The organism is Nocardioides solisilvae (assembly GCF_003194625.1).
Classification (GTDB): Bacteria; Actinomycetota; Actinomycetes; order Propionibacteriales; family Nocardioidaceae; genus Nocardioides; species Nocardioides solisilvae.
Window position 1 is genome coordinate 823,552 of sequence record NZ_QHKX01000002.1, and the last position, 16,744, is coordinate 840,295.

19 protein-coding genes are annotated in these 16,744 nt (G+C 74.4%); 11 read left to right on the top strand and 8 right to left on the bottom strand.

Features of this window, described 5'->3' with window-relative positions; genetic code table 11:
• Positions 1-5: 5 nt before the first annotated feature.
• Complete coding sequence (locus DNK53_RS10015; RefSeq protein WP_110182105.1) at positions 6-767, bottom strand: VOC family protein; 762 nt, start codon at positions 765-767, stop codon at positions 6-8.
• 28 nt (positions 768-795) lie between these two features.
• Between DNK53_RS10015 and DNK53_RS10020 the strand changes: the two genes are divergently transcribed.
• A complete protein-coding gene (locus DNK53_RS10020; protein WP_110182436.1) occupies positions 796-1,194 on the top strand; it encodes a YchJ family protein in 399 nt (132 codons plus the stop codon).
• A 44-nt stretch (positions 1,195-1,238) separates the two neighbouring features.
• Positions 1,239-2,762, top strand: coding sequence for a hypothetical protein (locus DNK53_RS10025; RefSeq protein ID WP_110182106.1), 1,524 nt, complete (start codon positions 1,239-1,241; stop codon positions 2,760-2,762).
• Between the two features lie 10 nt (positions 2,763-2,772).
• Here DNK53_RS10025 and DNK53_RS10030 read toward each other — a convergent pair whose 3' ends face one another.
• On the bottom strand, positions 2,773-3,225 hold the full coding sequence (locus DNK53_RS10030; protein WP_110182107.1) for an SRPBCC family protein: 453 nt from the start codon (positions 3,223-3,225) through the stop codon (positions 2,773-2,775).
• 68 nt (positions 3,226-3,293) lie between these two features.
• Between DNK53_RS10030 and DNK53_RS10035 the strand changes: the two genes are divergently transcribed.
• Entirely contained in the window at positions 3,294-3,839 is a 546-nt protein-coding gene (locus tag DNK53_RS10035; RefSeq protein ID WP_110182437.1) for a DUF488 domain-containing protein, read from the top strand.
• Positions 3,840-3,845: 6 nt separating this feature from the next.
• Here DNK53_RS10035 and DNK53_RS10040 read toward each other — a convergent pair whose 3' ends face one another.
• Positions 3,846-4,385 carry a TetR/AcrR family transcriptional regulator gene (locus DNK53_RS10040; RefSeq protein ID WP_110182108.1) on the bottom strand — a complete coding sequence of 180 codons (540 nt, stop codon included), beginning with the start codon at positions 4,383-4,385 and terminating at the stop codon, positions 3,846-3,848.
• A gap of 54 nt (positions 4,386-4,439) precedes the next feature.
• Between DNK53_RS10040 and DNK53_RS10045 the strand changes: the two genes are divergently transcribed.
• Together DNK53_RS10045 and DNK53_RS10050 are read left to right on the top strand one after the other, a co-directional pair.
• Positions 4,440-5,513 (top strand): FAD-dependent monooxygenase, encoded by a 1,074-nt coding sequence (locus DNK53_RS10045; RefSeq protein WP_110182109.1) that lies wholly within the window; start codon positions 4,440-4,442, stop codon positions 5,511-5,513.
• A complete protein-coding gene (locus tag DNK53_RS10050) occupies positions 5,486-5,719 on the top strand; it encodes a DUF3099 domain-containing protein (protein ID WP_110182110.1) in 234 nt (77 codons plus the stop codon). The genes DNK53_RS10045 and DNK53_RS10050 overlap by 28 nt, the downstream gene beginning before the upstream one ends.
• Positions 5,720-5,740: 21 nt before the next feature.
• Here the strand turns inward: DNK53_RS10050 and DNK53_RS10055 are convergent, their stop codons facing one another.
• Entirely contained in the window at positions 5,741-6,988 is a 1,248-nt protein-coding gene (locus DNK53_RS10055) for a CoA transferase (RefSeq protein WP_204163848.1), read from the bottom strand.
• Between the two features lie 38 nt (positions 6,989-7,026).
• Here DNK53_RS10055 and DNK53_RS17760 point away from each other — a divergent pair, with 38 nt between their 5' ends.
• Entirely contained in the window at positions 7,027-7,584 is a 558-nt protein-coding gene (locus tag DNK53_RS17760; protein ID WP_204163849.1) for a TetR/AcrR family transcriptional regulator, read from the top strand.
• Positions 7,585-7,600: 16 nt separating this feature from the next.
• Here the strand turns inward: DNK53_RS17760 and DNK53_RS10065 are convergent, their stop codons facing one another.
• Positions 7,601-8,221: a YigZ family protein gene (locus DNK53_RS10065; protein ID WP_110182439.1), complete on the bottom strand. Its 621-nt coding sequence runs from the start codon at positions 8,219-8,221 to the stop codon at positions 7,601-7,603.
• Between the two features lie 11 nt (positions 8,222-8,232).
• Complete coding sequence (locus tag DNK53_RS10070) at positions 8,233-9,027, bottom strand: TSUP family transporter (RefSeq protein WP_239456466.1); 795 nt, start codon at positions 9,025-9,027, stop codon at positions 8,233-8,235.
• Between the two features lie 52 nt (positions 9,028-9,079).
• Here DNK53_RS10070 and DNK53_RS10075 point away from each other — a divergent pair, with 52 nt between their 5' ends.
• Positions 9,080-10,660 (top strand): sensor histidine kinase, encoded by a 1,581-nt coding sequence (locus tag DNK53_RS10075; protein ID WP_110182112.1) that lies wholly within the window; start codon positions 9,080-9,082, stop codon positions 10,658-10,660.
• A 21-nt stretch (positions 10,661-10,681) separates the two neighbouring features.
• On the opposite strand, the gene DNK53_RS10080 is transcribed toward DNK53_RS10075, so the two are convergent.
• Positions 10,682-12,094 carry a cystathionine beta-synthase gene (locus tag DNK53_RS10080; RefSeq protein ID WP_110182113.1) on the bottom strand — a complete coding sequence of 471 codons (1,413 nt, stop codon included), beginning with the start codon at positions 12,092-12,094 and terminating at the stop codon, positions 10,682-10,684.
• Positions 12,095-12,148: 54 nt separating this feature from the next.
• Here DNK53_RS10080 and DNK53_RS10085 point away from each other — a divergent pair, with 54 nt between their 5' ends.
• The 4 genes from DNK53_RS10085 to DNK53_RS10100 all read left to right on the top strand — a co-directional run bounded on the left by DNK53_RS10085 (position 12,149) and on the right by DNK53_RS10100 (position 15,786).
• Positions 12,149-13,186 carry an SGNH/GDSL hydrolase family protein gene (locus tag DNK53_RS10085; protein ID WP_110182114.1) on the top strand — a complete coding sequence of 346 codons (1,038 nt, stop codon included), beginning with the start codon at positions 12,149-12,151 and terminating at the stop codon, positions 13,184-13,186.
• Positions 13,187-13,227: 41 nt separating this feature from the next.
• Positions 13,228-13,764 (top strand): DUF3060 domain-containing protein, encoded by a 537-nt coding sequence (locus DNK53_RS10090; protein WP_162599873.1) that lies wholly within the window; start codon positions 13,228-13,230, stop codon positions 13,762-13,764.
• Between the two features lie 118 nt (positions 13,765-13,882).
• Entirely contained in the window at positions 13,883-15,190 is a 1,308-nt protein-coding gene (locus tag DNK53_RS10095) for a sensor histidine kinase (RefSeq protein ID WP_162599874.1), read from the top strand.
• A complete protein-coding gene (locus tag DNK53_RS10100) occupies positions 15,142-15,786 on the top strand; it encodes a response regulator (RefSeq protein WP_110182117.1) in 645 nt (214 codons plus the stop codon). The genes DNK53_RS10095 and DNK53_RS10100 overlap by 49 nt, the downstream gene beginning before the upstream one ends.
• A 73-nt stretch (positions 15,787-15,859) precedes the next feature.
• On the opposite strand, the gene DNK53_RS10105 is transcribed toward DNK53_RS10100, so the two are convergent.
• Positions 15,860-16,711 carry a Bax inhibitor-1/YccA family protein gene (locus tag DNK53_RS10105; protein ID WP_110182118.1) on the bottom strand — a complete coding sequence of 284 codons (852 nt, stop codon included), beginning with the start codon at positions 16,709-16,711 and terminating at the stop codon, positions 15,860-15,862.
• Positions 16,712-16,744 lie beyond the last annotated feature (33 nt).

Below are 16,744 nucleotides of genomic sequence, written 5' to 3' on the forward strand. Positions count from 1 at the left end.
CTCCCTTACCCGGGGCGGCGGACGGTGATGCAGTACGGCGAGCCGGCGGGGTCGCGCAGCACCGTCCACTGCGCGTGCTCGGCCTCGACCCGGGCGCCGAGGGCGAGGTGCCGGCGTACCTCCGCGGGCACGTCGTCGCAGCTCAGGTCGAGGTGGGCGCGGACCTCGCCGTCGGCCTCCTCGAGCCGCTGGGCGAGCACGTGGAGGGCGCCGACGGGGCGGAAGCCGCGGAAGTCGCCCGGCGGCGGGGTCGGCTGCCAGTCGGAGCCGAGCACCGCCGCCCAGAACCGGCACTCCGGCTCCCAGACGCCGCGGGGCACGTCGAGGCAGACCTGGTCGACCGCGCTGCGCCAGGTCCGGTCCGTGACCTTCCCGTCGTCGTGCCCGTCGTCGTGCCAGGTCGCGGGGGCGGCGGGCCGGGAGGCTTGGTGGCCGACGAAGCAGAAGGTGAGCCCACCCGGCGAGCGGAGGACGACGTACCCGTGGTCGGCGACCTCCGTGGCGCCCAGCCGCACGGCCTCGTCGGCGGCCTGCCGCGGGTCGGCGACGTGCAGGTCGAGGTGGATCCGCGGGCCACCCTCGGCGAGCCGCTGGACCCGCAGGTGGTCGTCGGCGTCCGGCGGCAGCAGGGTGGCGAACTCAGCGCTTGCACCCCGAGGACGGGAGAGGTCGTAGCCCGTCACCCCCTGCCAGAACGCGACCGCCTCGTCGAACCGGCCGGCAGGCAGGTCGAGGAAGGCGCTGAGCCAGGTGACGGTGCTGGGCACGCTCCGACGGTAGCCTCGCGGGGTGCTGGTGCGGGAGTGTCCTTGTGGTGGGAACCGTGGGTCGGACACCGGGTCCGGTGCCGGGTACGACGAGTGCTGCGGGCGCCTGCACCGCGGGGCCGCCCGGGCGGTCACGGCCGAGGAGCTGATGCGGTCGCGCTACAGCGCCTTCGTGGTCGGGGAGGCCGACTACCTCTTCACCACCTGGCACCCGCGGACCCGCCCGGACGACGTGGTGCTCGACCCCTCGACGCGGTGGACCGGGCTGGAGGTCGTCGACGTGGTCGACGGCGGACCGGAGGACGAGGAGGGCGTGGTGGAGTTCGTCGCCCGGTACGCCGGCGGCGAGCAGCGGGAGCGCAGCCGGTTCGCGCGGCGCGCGGGGCGCTGGCTCTACCTCGACGCGGTGCCGCCGCGTGGAGGCTAGTCTTCGCCGACGAAGACGGTCTCGACACGACGCCAGGAGCCCGGGTGAACCTCGCACGACTTGTCCGGTGGCCCGCGGTCGCGCTCGTGGCCGTCGTGCCCGCCCTCGCAGCGGGCGGGGCCCTCGACCCAGCCGGCGCGACCGCGGCGACGACCTGCCTGGGGAAGCCGGTGACGATCGTGGCCACCGCACAGGTCACGACAGGCAGCGAGGGCGACGACGTGGTCGCGATGACTCCCGGGGGATGGAACAGCTTCGACGCCTTGGGCGGAGACGACACGATCTGCCTGGTTCCCGGGGCCCCGTCCGGTGGTCGGGACCCGCGGGGGCCGTGGGGTGTGGTGAACGCCGGGCCCGGCAACGACGTGGTCGTCAACGAGTCGAGCGTGGGGTCGGGCATGACGGTCTATCTCGGCGGCGGGGACGACCGGTTCACCGGCGCCGGCTTCGCTGAGACCGTCTTCGCCGACACGGAGCGCCCGCACGACTTCACAGCCCTGCCGGGAAGCCAGCGGGACGTGATCGACATGGGTGGCGGCTCCGCCGATCCGACCCTCCCCGACGAGGTGTGGTCGCTTCCGTCGGCCGACGGAAGCAACGCCGACGTCATCTCGTTCGGGCCAGGTGCGGCCGAGCTCCACTACCGGGGGGCGATGGCTTCCGGGGGTCGCCTGGACTTCTCCGACGCCGCTCCGACCGCGGTCAGCCTCTCCGTGGTCCTGCCACCCACTCCCCCGGGGAAGGATCTCGAGCTGCTGATCGACGCACCTTCCGCGCGGGCAACCGTGGACGGCGTGCAGGTGCTGGCCTGGGACGGTCTTGTCGGCTCGTGGGAGGTCGGGGAGTACCTGACCCCGAACCCGGAGCCCTCCGTCTCCTTCCTCGGCACCGAGGCCGACGAGTCCCTCTTCGTCCGCCACGGCATGTTGGGTGAGGTGCGGATGGGCGGCGGAAGCGACGCCGTCGAGGGCGGGTACAGCTCGTGGTCGCAGGTGCGCGAGATCGACGGTGGACCGGGACGGGACAGCGTCGACTACTACCGGGCGTGCGCCGACCTGAGGGTCCGGCTTGCGACCGAGGTGGCGTGCGACGGTGACGCCGTTCCGCTCACCGGTTTCGAGCGCGCGCGGTTCTCGAGCAGTGCGAAGGGTGGCCGGACGCAGATCGTCGGGACCGACGGTCGTGACAACGTGGACGCGTTCGCAGATCGGGTGACGTTCCATGGACGAGGCGGCGTCGACCAGGCGGTCCTGGGCGGCAAGGTCGTGAGGGCCGACGGGGGGCCGGGTGCCGACCATCTCACCGCCTTCGGCCGCGACGTGGTGGTGCGTGGGCAGGGCGGAGGGGACCTCATCAGCCTGACCTACAACGACCTGCGCTACAAGCGCGTCCCCGCCCGGCGGCAGGTCGCCCTCGGAGGACCGGGCCGCGACGTGCTGGCGGGCTCGTCCACGAAGGTGGGCGACCGACTGATCGGTGGCCGCGGCCGTGACCGCGCCAACGGTCGTGGCGGACCCGACCACTGCGACACCGAGGTCACCCGGCACTGCGGGCGCGCTCACCGCTGATGGCGGCCGGCTAGGACCCGGCCTCCCTCTCGGCGTACCTGTCCAGCGAGGCGGCCCAGAGCCGGGAGATCATCCGCCCCATCGGACCCTTGTGCAGGACGGTCAGCAGCACCTTGTCCCGCACCCGCCGGGCGCCGGTGTTCTCCCACTCGACCGCCAGGTGGCTGCCGCCCCCGGGCCGCGGCGTGATCCGGACCAGCCCGTCGCCGGCGCCGCCGTAGCTGCTCTCCCGCACCGACATCCGGACCACCGCGGGGTCCGACCAGTCGTAGTGCGCGACCACCCAGAAGGGCGAGCCGGGCGTCGCCTCCTTCGCCACGGCCCAGGTCTCCCCCTCCTCGCGCAGCTCGTAGCGCTTCGGGTCCAGCGTGCGGCTCCAGGTGTCGAGCCGGCGGCTGGAGAAGTCGGTGAGGGCGCGGAGCACCTGCTCGGGCGACGCCTTGGTCTCGACCTCGAACAGCACCTCTCCAGTGCAGCACCGGCCCGCCGCAGCGGTCCATACCCCCGATGCGGCACGGCTACGGTGTCCCGATGGAGCCGCTGCTGACCTTCGGGCACGGGCAGGCCAGCCGCGAGGAGCTCACGGAGCTGTTGCGGGCGGCCGACGTACGCCGGGTGGTCGACGTACGCCGGTTCCCGGGCAGCCGGCGCCACCCGCACGTGGCCCGCGCCGAGCTCGAGCAGTGGCTGCCCACCGCCGGGGTGACCTACCGCTGGGAGGAGCGGCTGGGCGGCCGGCGGCGCACCGCGACCGACGAGCCCGACCGGGACCCGTGGTGGCGGGTGGCGGCGTTCGCCGCCTACGCCGCGCACACCCGCACGCCGGAGTTTCGCGCCGGCCTCGACGCGCTGCTCGGCGAGCTCGACGGGGGCGGCCGGGTCGTCGTGATGTGCAGCGAGAGCCTGTGGTGGCGCTGCCACCGGCGACTGGTCGCCGACGTCGCGGTGCTGCTGCACGGCGTCCCGACCCTGCACCTCGGCCACGACGGCTCGCTGACCGAGCACGCCCCCGCGGAGGGCGCGCGGGTCACCCCCGACGGACTCGTCTACGACGGTCCCGCCGACGGCTCCGCGTAGGGCCCCTCAGCGCAGCAGGCGCTCCACTGCGTCGGCGAGCTCGGCGACGTCGACCCGGCGCGACGGCATCGCCACGGCGTGCACGAGCGCGCCGTCGAGGAGGTCGGAGACCGCGCGCGCCGTCGGAGCAGGATCGGCGTGGCCGCCCGCGGCCAGCACCGCCTCGAGCATCGCCAGCAGGTGCTGGTGCCCGGCGTCCAGGGCGTCGGTGGCCGTGTCGTCGAGGAGCAGGGCGAGGCGGGCACGGGTCGCCCGGACGTGCTCCGGCGACGTCATCAGGCGGACGCTGTCGGCGAGGTACGCCGCCACCTCCCGCGGCGAGGTCGGGTCGGGCTGCGGCGTCGAGGTGAGCAGCGCCCGGTCGAGCTCCTCGAGGCGGTCCACGACGGTCTCGAGGAGCGCAGTGCGGCTGCGGTGCAGGTTGGAGGCGCTGCCAGCAGGGAGCCCCGCCTCCGCGTCGACGGCGCGGTGGGTGAGGCCGCGCAGCCCGTCCCTGGCCAGGACGGTCACGGCCGCGTCGGCGACGAGCTCTCGACGGGTGGGCACGCGGTGACACTACAGGTGTTGTGTTCACTACAGATGTAGTCTTACAGTCGTCCCATGCCCTCCCTCACCATCGTCGGCGGCGGCGTCGCCGGCCTCGCGCTGGCCGCCACGCTCGACCCCGCGACGTACGACGTGACGCTCGTGGAGCGCAGTCCCGGCGCCGGCCGGGTCCCCACCGCGTTCGGCATCTGGCCGTTCGCGCTCGAGGCGCTGGCCCGGGTCGGGCTCGCCGACGGGCTCCGCAGTCGCGGCCTCCGGCTCGCCTCCGGCCTGATCACCGCCGACAGCGCGCGCCGCCCGGTCGCCACCACCCAGGACGTCGAGGTCTGGCTCGTCGCCCGGCCGGCGCTGCTGGAGCTCCTCGGGGCGGCCGTGCCGGGGACGGTCGCACGGGAGGAGCGCCACGTCGACGACCCCGGGGCGCTGACCGGGGACCTCGTGGTCGCCGCCGACGGTGCGCGCAGCGTCGTCCGGCGGCGGGTCTGGGGCGACGAGCCGCGCGACATCGGCGTCGTCGCCGTCCGGGGGGTGCTGGAGACCCCGCCGGACGCACCCTTGGACCGCATGCACGAGTTCTGGGGCGACGGCATGCTCTTCGGCGTCGGCCCCGACCCGCTGCCCGCCGGCCCAGGGACCAACTGGTACGCCTCCGCTCGCCGGCGCGGGGCGTCGCCCGAGGAGGGGCTGGCCTGGGCTCGGGAGGCGTACGCCGGGTTCCCGGCGCTGGTGCGCGACGCCCTCGCCGCGGCCACGCCGGAGCAGACGGTCGTGAACCCGATCCTGGAGTCGCGGCGGCCGCGCGGCCTCGTCCGCGGCCGCTACGTGCTGGTCGGCGACGCGGCGCACGCCATGTCGCCCAACCTCGGCCGCGGCGCGTGCGAGGCGATGGTCGACGCCATCGTGCTCGGCGAGGCGCTCAACGCGCACGGGCCCGAGGGCGTGCGCCGCTACGAACGCGCCCGGCTGCGGGCCGGCCAACGCACCCGCGTCGCCTCCGGGCTGGCCCGGCGCCTCGCGCTGGCGCCCCGGGCCGGGCGGGTGGCGGTGGCGGCGGCCGCGGCGGGAGGTCGCCGCGGACACCGCGGTGGCAGGCTGGAGGCATGGGACGCCAGCGACCCTTCCCGGTGAGCGACGCCGCCGAGGCGCAGAGCGTCCGGCTACGCCGCCGCAAGCGCTGGTACTTCGCCCTGATGGGGACCTGCGTGGTGCTGATCGTGCTCGCCTGGAACGTCGTCCGGCTCTGGTCGACCGCCCTGGCGGTGGCCATGTCGGTCGTCGCCGCCGTCCTGCCGCCCGTCGCCGCGCTCGTCGCCAACTGGGGCGAGGACCACTGAGCCGGTTCGACGTCGGGCGGGTCAGCGCCAGGCCGGCTCCGCGGCGCCGTACGCCGTGACGTCGCGCTCGACGGTGCGCCCGTCGAGGAGGTAGGGCGGCGGCACCGCGACGAGCGGCCCGTACGGCGACCCGACACCGACGGTCGGCACCGGCGGCCCCTGCACCGGGTCACCCGCGGCGACCCGGGGCCGGGCGAGCAGGTCGCGGGCGGCACCCAGCAGGCTCGCGCGCACCACTCCCCCGCGCCCGCGGGCGAGGAGCGAGACCACTCGGGCGGCCAGCAGGTGTCCGGTGGCGTGGTCGAGGGCCTGCACCGGCAGCGCTCCGGGTCGGTCGCTGCTGCCGCACGCGACCGCGATCCCGGAGGCCGCCTGCACGATCGAGTCGAAGCCCGAACGGCCGCCCCAGGGGCCGTGCTCCCCCCAGGCCGACAGCGACCCGACGACCAGCGTCGGGTGCTGCTCGAGCAGCTGCCCCGGGTCGAGGCCGAAGCGGGTCAGGGAGCCGGGCCGGTAGCCGACCAGCACGACGTCGGCCCGGGGCAGCAGCCCGCGGACCTGCGCGCCGCCGTCGCGCAGGTCCACCTCGGCGGACCGCTTGCCCATCCCGGTGGACAGGTGCTGGTCGAGCAGCTCGGGCCGCTGCGGCGGGTCCACCCGCAGCACGTCGGCCCCGAGGCAGGCCAGCGCCTGGGAGCAGGTCGGCCCCGCGATCACCCGCGTGAGGTCGAGGACGCGCACCCCCTCCAGCGGGAGGGCGCGGGCGGGGTCCAGCGCGGCCCGCGCGGCGCCCGCCTCCTCGTTCCACCACGGGTCGCTCCGCGTGGCCCGGCCGTGCGGGTGGGCGGCCCACTCCTCCTCGGTCCGGACCGCCGTCGCGATCCCGCCGGCGCCGACCACCCGCTCCTCGACGTCGCTCGCCGGCAGCCCCGCGACCGCCCGCTCCAGGTCCTCGCGGGTGGTCGCGCCCAGCGCGACGCGCAGCGCGTCGGCGTGGTGCGGGTAGTTGGCGTGCACGCGCACCCACCCGTCGGCGGCCGCGACGAACCCCGACATCGGCGCCCAGCCCTCGACCGCCCTCCCGTCGACGCGCAGGTGCTCGAAGGCCGCGAACGACGCCGCGACCAGCCCGGGAGCCGTCGAGACCTCGACCGGGAGCCCGCGCCGCCCGGCCAGCGCGGTCAGCGCCGCGCACGCGTCCCCGACCGCGTCGGACGCCAGGCCCTGCGCGTCGAGCGGGCCGGGCCACCAGAGGGTCGGGGAGTCCACGGGGACGACCCTAGGGCCGCCCCGCCTAGGCTCGGGGCATGTCCACGAGGGAGTCGGGTCGGGCCGACGGACGCCGCAACAGGCAGTCGATCGTCGAGGCGGCGACGCGGGTGCTCGGCGACGACCCGCACGCCAGCGTCACCGAGATCGCCGAGGCGGCCGGACTGACCCGGGCCACCGTCTACCGGCACTTCGAGGACCGTGACGCGCTCACCCGTGCCGTCGTCGAGGAGACCGCGGCGCTCGTCGTCCCGGCGGTCCTCGACGAGATGCGGCCCCTGCCCTGGGCCGGCGCGCTCGACCTGCTGGCCCGCCGGGTGGTCGAGCTGAGCGCCCGCTACCGCGACGTCGTCCTCGCCGTCGTCCCGCACCTCGAGGAGTCCGCCCGGGTCGCCGTCCAGGCCGAGCCGATCCGGGCGGAGATCGCCGCCCGCCGGGTGAGCGGGGAGCTGACCACCCCGCTCAGCGACGACTGGCTGGCGCTCTGCGTCCGGACCCTGTGCCTCGCCGCCATCCGTCGCCTGGGCGACCCCGCGACCGACCCCGACGAGCTGGCCCGGATGCTCGCCCGGACCCTCGCCGACGTGCTGGGGTGAGGGCTGCCGCTGCCCGTCAGGCCAGGTCGACCCACCGCTCGCCGACGGCCTCGGGCTCGACCCGGCCGGCCGTGAGCTCGGCCAGGTTCCGGGCGAGCCCGTCACCGTCGGAGGTGCCGAGCAGCAGCCGCACCCGGGCGGCGTACTCCACGTCGAGCACCTCGACGCCGCGGGCCCGCAGGTCGCTCTCCACCCGCCCGGCGTCGGCATGGTCGAGCTCGACCCGCCACTCCCCCAGCAGCCGGCGCTCACGGGTGCCGACCTCGTCGAGCGCCGCGGTCACCGCGTCGCCGTAGGCCCGGACCAGACCGCCCGCCCCCAGCAGCACCCCGCCGAACCACCGGGTCACCACGGCCACCACGTCGCTGACCCCGCGGCCGGCGAGGACCTGGAGCATCGGGGCCCCGGCGGTGCCCGACGGCTCGCCGTCGTCGGAGGAGCGCCGCACCGCTCCCTCGGGGCCCAGCACGAACGCCGAGCAGTGGTGCCGCGCGTCCCAGTGCGTCCGGCGCGCCTCCTCCACCACGGCGCGAGCCGCGGCCTCGTCCTCCATCCGGCGCACGACGCAGAGGAAGCGCGACCGCTTCACCTCGATCTCGGCCTCGCCGTCGCGCGCGAGCGTCCGGTACGTCGTCACCCGGGCCACGTTCAGCCCCACAGCCCGAGCAGGTCGCCACCGATCCGGACCACGAAGCCGCCGACCACCACGAGGAAGAAGACCCGCACGAAGGCAGCGCCGCGTCCGATCGCCGTCCGGGCGCCGAGGTAGCCGCCGGCCATGTTGGCCAGCCCCATCGCGAGCCCGACGCCCCACATCACCGCCCCCTGCGGGACGAAGACCACCAGCGCCGCGAGGTTGGTCGCCCAGTTGGCCAGCTTCGCCTTGGCGGAGGCCTCGAGGAAGCTGTAGCCGAGCAGGCCGACGAGGGCGAAGACGAAGAACGAGCCGGTGCCGGGCCCCAGCACGCCGTCGTAGAAGCCGACGACCAGCCCGGTGCCGAGCGCCGCGGTCGTGTGGTGCCGGCCGGCGAACCGCAGCTCGGTGACCTCCCCCAGCGACGGCTTCAGCACGACGTACGCCCCCACCAGGACGAGCGCCACCAGCACGATCGGGTCGAACGCCTCCCGGGGCACCAGCGAGGCGACCGCCGCCCCGCCCGCCGAGCCGAGGAAGGCGGCCGCCATGAGCGGCAGGAAGGTGCGGGGGTCGGGGCGGATCCGGCGGGCGTACGTCGCCGAGCTCACCGTGGTGCCGCAGATCGACGCGAGCTTGTTGGTCGCGAGCAGCTGCACGGGCGCCGCGCCCGGGAGGGCGACGAGCAGCGCGGGGAGCTGGATCAGCCCGCCCCCGCCGACGACCGCGTCCACGAAGCCGGCGACGAGCGCGGCCAGCACGAGAAGGACGAAGACCTCGGTGGACAGGTCCAGGGTGTGTCCTTCCACATGTTCATCGTAAGCGCGCTCACCGGCGCCCCGGTTCCGGCAGGATGACCGCATGCCTTCGACCGCCGTGCCCCAGGAGTCCCGTCGTGGTCCCCTGGTCGTGGCGGCCGTCCTACCGGCGGTCACCCTCGTGCTCTGGCTCTGGACGGACACCCAGCTGGCCCCCAACCCCGGCTTCATGCCGGCGTTCCTCACGCTGGTGCTCGCCGCCCACCTGCTGACCTCCACCATGCTGGTCGAGCACTACCGCGCCGGCGGCGGCGACCGGCTGCTCCCGCTCTCCGCGGCGTACGTCTGGTCCGCCGTCTGCGTGACCGCCCACGCGCTCACCTTCCCGGGCTTCTTCGGCCCCCAGGGGGTCCTCGGCACGCCGGAGGACAGCTCGCCGTGGCTCTGGCTGGGGTGGAACGTCGGCTTCCCGCTGCTGGTCGCCGCCGCCCTCGCGCCGTGGCCCGCGTCGCTGCGCCGCTACTTCGCCCGGCCCGAGGGTCGCACCCTGCGCACGCTGCTGGTGCACGGCGCCACCGCGGCCGCCGCCCTGGCCTTCGTCGTCCTCGCCACCCGCTTCGTCGACGTCCTGCCACCGATGATGCGGGACGAGAACTACGGCCAGTTCGCCTCGAAGCAGGGCTACCGCCTCTTCGCCCTCAACCTCGTCGCCCTGGCCGTCGCGCTGGTGGGCGTGGCGCGTCGCGGCGCGCGCGGCGGCCTGGAGTCGTGGGCCCTCGTCGCTGTGGTCGCCTCCTGCTGCGACTCCTGGCTGGTGCTCACCGCGGAGGCCCGGTGGACGCTCGGCTGGTACAGCGCCCGCGCCCTGGCCCTCACGGCCGCGATCATCGTCCTGATGGCGATGCTGCGCGAGGTCACCTTCCTCTACGGCGAGGCCAAGCGCCACGCCGCGCTCATGCACGAGCACAACGACACCCTCGTCGAGGCGCAGACGCTGCGCGAGCACATGGTGGCCGTGGTCAGCCACGACATGCGCACCCCGCTCACCGGGCTCGAGGGCTACCTGGAGGTGCTGGCCGAGGGCGACCTGAGCCCCGAGCAGGCGGACCGGATCATCGCGCGTTCCCGGATGCTCGCCACCCGGCTCGCCCTGATGACCGAGGACCTCTTGGGCGTGGCCACCGCGGGTCGTGGGGGCCTCTCGCTGCAGCTCACCGAGGTCGACGTGGCGCGGTCGCTCACCGAGAGTGCCGCGGCCTTCCCCGACCTCGACCTCCGGGTCCGGGCGACCCGTGGCCTGTGGGTCAAGGGCGACCCCCTGCGCCTGCAGCAGGTGCTGGCCAACCTGCTGCGCAACGCCCAGAACTACGGCGCCGAACCGGTGCAGCTGGACGCCCGCCCGGTCGGCGACCGGTTCGTCCAGTTCAGCGTCACCGATGCCGGCGCGGGCGTGCCGGAGGAGTTCGTGCCACGCCTCTTCGACGCCTACACCCGGGTCGAGGGCACGGGCCGGCACGGCTCCGGCCTGGGGCTCTCCGTGGTGCGCGACCTGATCACGGCGATGTCGGGGAGCGTCCACTACGACGCCCTGGACAACACCTTCCGGGTGGTGCTCCCCGGCGGGGTCCGGACGCAGCCCGACTCCGCCGCGCCCACCGACGACCGAGTGCTCGTCGGGGACTGACCCGCCGGGGCGGGTCCGGGCTCAGCCCCGGGCCAGCACCGCCAGCAGGTCGTGGCGGGTGACCACGCCGACCGGCTTGCCGTCCTCGTGGACCAGCACGGCGTCGGCCTTCTCCACGAGCTGGACCGCCTGGCGCGCCGGCTCCGTGGAGCCGATCGTCGGCAGTGCCGGGGACATGTGCTCCTCGACCGCGTCGGTCAGCTTGGCCTGGCCGGTGAAGAGCGCGTCGAGCAGCGCCCGCTCCGAGACCGAGCCGGCGACCTCGGCCGCCACGATCGGCGGCTCCGCCCGGACGACGGGCATCTGCGAGACCCCATACTCCTGGAGGATGTGGACCGCCTCGGCGATCGTCTCCCCGGGGTGGGTGTGGACCAGGGCTGGGAGCGTGCCGTCCTTGCCGCGCAGCACCTCACCCACGGTGAGGGCCTCTTCCTCGGCCTGCTCGGTGGCGAAGCCGTACTGGCCCAGCCACGCGTCGTTGAAGACCTTGGTGAGGTAGCCGCGGCCGGAGTCGGGCAGCAGCACCACGATCACCGCGTCGTCCCGCCCCTCGGCGGCCAGCTCGGCGGCCAGCTGCTTGGCGGCGAAGGCCGCCATGCCGGAGGAGCCGCCGACCAGCAGCGCCTCCTCGCGCGCCAGGCGCCGGGTGAAGGCGAAGGAGTCGGCGTCGGAGACCTCGATGATCCGGTCGGCGACCGACTTGTCGTAGGTCTCGGGCCAGAAGTCCTCACCTACGCCCTCCACCAGGTAGGGGCGACCCGTGCCGCCGGAGTAGACCGAGCCCGCCGGGTCGGCGCCGATCACCTGGATCTCGGGGTTGCGCTCCTTGAGGTAGCGCCCGATGCCGCTGATCGTGCCGCCGGTGCCGACGCCGGCGACGAAGTGGGTGATCCGCCCCTCGGTCTGCTCCCAGATCTCGGGACCCGTGGTCTCGTAGTGGGAGCGCGGGTTGTGCGGGTTGGAGTACTGGTCGGGCTTCCAGGCGCCCGGCTGGGAGGCGAGCCGGTCACTCACGTTGTAGTAGGAGTCGGGGTGCTCCGGGGCCACCGCGGTCGGGCAGACCACGACCTCGGCGCCGTACGCCTTGAGCACGTTGCGCTTGTCCTCGCTGACCTTGTCGGGGCAGACGAAGACGCACTTGTAGCCCTTCTCCTGGGCGACCATGGCGAGGCCGACGCCGGTGTTGCCCGACGTGGGCTCCACGATCGTCCCGCCCGGCTGCAGCTCGCCCGAGGCCTCGGCCGCCTCGATCATCCGCGTGGCGATCCGGTCCTTCACCGAGCCGCCCGGGTTGAGGTACTCGACCTTCGCCAGCACCAGCGGGCCGGGGCTGTCCTTCCCGCGCTCCACCACGAGCTCGGGCCCCAGGGACCTCGAGAGCCTCAGCAGCGGGGTGTGGCCGATCAGGTCCAGGAGCGAGTTCACGTACTGCATCCCGTCAATCTAGTCCGCGTGCTGGGACAACCGTGAACTCACTAGGGTGTACCCGTGGGTAGAGCAGCCGCCGCACGCAAGCTTGCCGCCGCCGCCGCGTTCGGCGGAGGCGGTCTCTCCGTGCTGGGCGGAGCGCTCTACGGCGTCCTCAACGTCGAGGCCAAGGTCGCCCGCCGCAAGATCGGCAACGCGACCGGCGAGCCTCCCGACGCGTCGGGCTGGTACGGCCGCGGCCGCCCCGGCCCCGCGATCCGGATGGCCCTGCTCGGCGACTCCAGCGCCGCGGGCTACGGCGTCGAGAGCGTCGAGGAGACCCCCGGCGCCCACCTCGCCTCCGGCGTCGCCGCCGCCGCCGACCGTCGCGTCCACCTGCGCTCGGTCGCCGTGGTCGGGGCCAAGTCCTCCGACCTCGACGCCCAGATCGGGCGGGTGCTGCCCAGCCAGCCCGACGTCGCGGTGGTCCTGGTCGGCGCCAACGACGTCACCCACACGGTGCTGCCCTCGGCCTCCGTGCGACACCTCAGCGAGGCGGTACGCCGGCTCCGCGAGGCCGGCGTGGAGGTGCTGGTGGGCACCTGCCCCGACCTCGGCACCGTGCGCCCGATCATGCCTCCGCTCAAGCAGGTGGCGCGGATCTGGTCGCGCCGGCTCGCCGCCGCCCAGGCGATCGTCGTGGTCGACGAGGGCGGCCGCACGGTCTCGCTGGCCAAGGCGCTCGGACCCGAGTTCGACGCCGCCCCGGCCATCCTCTTCGGACCCGACCAGTTCCACCCCTCCGCCGACGGCTACCGCCACCTCGCCGAGGTGCTCCTGCCCTCGACGCTGGCGGCGCTCGGCGTCGTCCCGCCCGAGGAGGTCCGCCCCGAGACCCGGCGCGGCGAGCGGGTCCTGCCCGTCGCCTCCGCCGCCGTCGAGGCCGCGCGCCACACCGGCACCGAGCTCGACGGCACCGAGGTCGCCGGCTCCCAGCGCGGCCTGCGCGGGCGGTGGGTCGAGCTGCGCCGACGCCGCCGTCGTCCGGCCGGCGAGTCCGAGGCACCGTCCGCCGAGGAGGCCGAGACCAGCGCGCTGCCGGCCTCGTCGGACCAGTAGGTTCTCCCGCACGCGATCCCTTCCCTCCCCCAGGAGTCACCGTGCGTCCTCGTCCCGTCTCCGCCCTCGTCGCCGTCGTCGCGCTGGTCGGCGCGACCGTCCCGTCGCTGCTGCTGGCCCCCACCGCCGAGGCGGATGTCGTGCTCGACTGCTCGGCCGGAGCGTTGACCATCGACCAGTCCACCGAGGTCGTGCACGTCACCGGAAGCTGCAGCACCGTCACGGTGCTGGGGAGCAACACCACGGTCATGTTGCCGAGGACCGACCGGCTGGTCGTCCGGGGCTCCAACAACACGCTCACGGCGTCCACCGTCGGGACCGCTCGGATCGGTGGGGCCAACAACACCCTGACCACCGGGCGGCTCGTCTCGTTGCGGCTGGTCAGCTCCAACAGCGCGGTCAAGGTGAGGAGCAAGGGCGGGAAGGCCTTGGTCCGGGGAAGCAACAACCTCCTGCGCTCCGCACGCCTGGACGTCCTGAGGATCGTCGGCGCCAACAACACCGCGCGGGTGACGAAGGGACCCACCAAGGTGCGGGTGCGGGGTGCCAACAACTCGGTGCGGGTACCACGACGGTAGGGCGGCACGGGGGTCTGCACCCGGCCCCGGGGGTGGTGCCAGCACCACTGACAGGCCACTGTGGGGGCCGCGAGGATGGGGGTCCGTCCACCCGCCTCCGTCACGACAGGAGCACCCCGTGCCTCGTCCCCTCGCCCAACCCCCTCGACTCGGCGAGCCGGGAGCCGTCACCACCCGCCTCGAGGTGTGGGGACTGAGCCTGGGCTACACGCTGCTCGCGGTGCCGGTGCTGGCGCTCTCCTGCCTCATGGCCACCGCCCTGTCGGTGGCCGTGGTGGGTGTCGGGCTGGCGCTGCTGCTGCTGCTGGTCCCGCTCAACCAGGCCCTCGCGGGCGTCCACCGCAAGCTCTCCGGGCGGATGCTCGGCCGCGAGATCGAGACGCCGTACCTCCCGGTCGACGAGGCCGGCTCCTGGTGGGGCACCCTCGGCGCCTGGAGCCGCGACCCGGCCCGCTGGCGGGACTTCGCCTGGACCTTCTGCACGATCACCGCCGGGTGGACGTTGTCGTGGATCGCGCTGGGACTCGGCCTCGCGATCGGGTGGTACGCGCTCTACCCGCTGCTCCACGCCCTGGTCCCCGACGGGGTCCTCGACGTCGAGTACGGCGTCTTCACCGTCGACACGCAGGCCGAGGCGTTCCTCGAGTGGGCCCTGCTGCTGGTCGTGGTCCCGCTGTGGTGGTTCGGCACGCCGCTGCTCATGCGCTGGCGCGCACAGCTCGACCGGGCCCTGCTCGCCCCCTCCCGGTCGACCCTGGAGCAGCGGGTCGCCAAGGTCACCGAGTCGCGCGCCGAGACGATCGACCGCTCGGCCTCCGAGATCCGCCGGACCGAGCGCGACCTGCACGACGGCGCCCAGGCCCGGCTGGTCTCCCTCGGCATGAGTCTGGGACTGGCCGAGCAGATGCTGCGCGACGACCCCGAACGGGCCATGGCGCTGATCACCGAGGCCCGCGCCACCGCCACGACCGCGCTGGGCGACCTGCGCTCGGTGGTGCGTGGCATCCACCCGCCGGTGCTGGCCGACCGGGGGCTCGGGGGCGCCGTGCAGGCGCTCGCCCTCGACCTGGCGGTGCCGGTGGCGGTGCTGGTCGACCTGCCCGGCCGCCCCCGCCCCGGTCGAGTCGGCGGCGTACTTCGCGGTCGCCGAGTGCCTGGTCAACGTGGTCAAGCACGCCGCGGCGACCCGGCCACCGTCGAGCTCACCCACGAGGACGGCGCGCTGCGGATCATGGTGGGCGACGACGGCATCGGCGGCGCCGACGCGCCCCTGGGCTCCGGCCTCGCCGGCACCGAGCGGCGCCTGGCCGCCTTCGACGGCACTATGGTCGTGCGGAGCCCGGTCGGCGGGCCCACCACGATCGTCATGGAGGTGCCGTGCGCGTTGTCATCGCCGAGGACCACGCCCTCCTCCGGGACGGCCTGAACCGGCTGCTGGAGGCGCACGACTTCACCGTCACGGCCGCCGTCGGAGACGGCCCGGCCCTCGCGGAGGCGCTGCGGGCCGACGGGGTCGACGTGGCGGTGGTCGACGTGCGGATGCCTCCCACGCAGACCGACGAGGGGCTCCGGGTGGCGATCGAGGCGCGGCGTCGCCGGCCCGGGCTGCCGGTGGTGGTGCTCAGCCAGTACGTCGAGCAGCTCTACGCACGCGAGCTCCTCGGCTCGGGCGAGGGATCGGTCGGCTACCTGCTCAAGGATCGGGTCTCCGACGTCTCCACCTTCGTGGCGGCCGTGCGCGACGTGGCCGCCGGGGGCACCGTGCTGGACCCCGAGGTGGTCGCGTCGCTGGTCTCGACGGCGGGGAGCCGCTCGCGGCTCGACCGGCTCACGCCCCGGGAGGCCGAGGTGCTCGCGCCGATGGCCGAGGGCCGCTCCAACGCCGCGATCGCCACCCGGCTCGTGGTGACCGAGAAGGCCGTGAGCAAGCACATCGGCAACATCTTCGACAAGCTCGACCTGCCGATGTCCGACTCCGACCACCGGCGGGTGCTCGCGGTCGTCGCCTGGCTGCAGACCTGAGCGCGGGCTCCCGGACAGGCAACAGGGCCCCGGATCGGCTCCGGGACCCTGTCGACGTGCAACTGGGTGCTGATCAGTCCTGGCTGAAGATCGCGAGGATGCGCAGCAGGTTGGTGTAGATCCAGACGAGGCTGACGGTCAGGCCGAAGGCCGCGCGCCACGACTCGCGCTCGTCGAGGCCGGCGGCGACGCCCTGCTCGACGAAGTCGAAGTCGAGGATCAGCATGAAGACACCGAGCACCAGGCCGACGACCGACATCAGCAGGCCGAGGGCGCCGAAGCCGAAGAGCCCGGTCTGGATGCCGGCGAAGCTGAGCACGAGGGAGAGCAGGCCGAGGCCGACCATGCCGAAGACGGCGGCCATGACGCCCTTGCGGAACTTGTCGCCGACCTTGATGCCGAGGAACTTGTAGGCCGCCAGGGTGCCGGCGAACGCGGCGAACGTGCCGAAGACCGCGCCGGTGACGATGCCGTCGCCGAACTGCGCGTCGAAAAGCTTGCTCAGGCCGCCGAGCGCCACGCCCTCGAGCGCGGCGAAGGCGAGCACGAGCGCCGGGCTGATCACGCGCTTGAAGGAGTTGACCATCGACAGGGCGAAGGCGCCCAGCGAGCCGATCATCACCGCGCCGTAGATGCGGGAGAGCTGGTCCTGGCTCACGGCGCCGTCGAGGTCGCCGGTCCACCACCAGGTGAGGAACGCCGTGACGACGACGACGGCGAGCGTGAGGCCGGTCTTCTGGACCACCGAGTCGATGGTCATCCGGGCGGTGGGTGCCTCGTGCGTCGGCGTGCCGGTGCCCCAGGTCGACGGGTCGGAGTAGCCCTGGTCCTGGCCGTAGCCGGGGAAGGTCTGGGTGTTGCCGTAGGCGTTCGACCGCCCGTTGAACTCGGCGGACCTGGCGAACACCGGGTTGCTGCTCTTCATGATGGTCTCTCCTCGGAGGCCGTGGGTGCGCGA

Excerpts from the sequence above, each read along its gene's own strand:
- DNK53_RS10035 (WP_110182437.1), top strand. The coding sequence starts at position 3,294 with ATGGAGCCGCTGCTGACCTTCGGGCACGGGCAGGCCAGCCGCGAGGAG.
- DNK53_RS10045 (WP_110182109.1), top strand. The coding sequence starts at position 4,440 with ATGCCCTCCCTCACCATCGTCGGCGGCGGCGTCGCCGGCCTCGCGCTG.
- DNK53_RS10050 (WP_110182110.1), top strand. The coding sequence starts at position 5,486 with ATGGGACGCCAGCGACCCTTCCCGGTGAGCGACGCCGCCGAGGCGCAG.
- DNK53_RS17760 (WP_204163849.1), top strand. The coding sequence starts at position 7,027 with ATGTCCACGAGGGAGTCGGGTCGGGCCGACGGACGCCGCAACAGGCAG.
- DNK53_RS10075 (WP_110182112.1), top strand. The coding sequence starts at position 9,080 with ATGCCTTCGACCGCCGTGCCCCAGGAGTCCCGTCGTGGTCCCCTGGTC.
- DNK53_RS10080 (WP_110182113.1), bottom strand. The coding sequence starts at position 12,094 with ATGCAGTACGTGAACTCGCTCCTGGACCTGATCGGCCACACCCCGCTG.
- DNK53_RS10105 (WP_110182118.1), bottom strand. The coding sequence starts at position 16,711 with ATGAAGAGCAGCAACCCGGTGTTCGCCAGGTCCGCCGAGTTCAACGGG.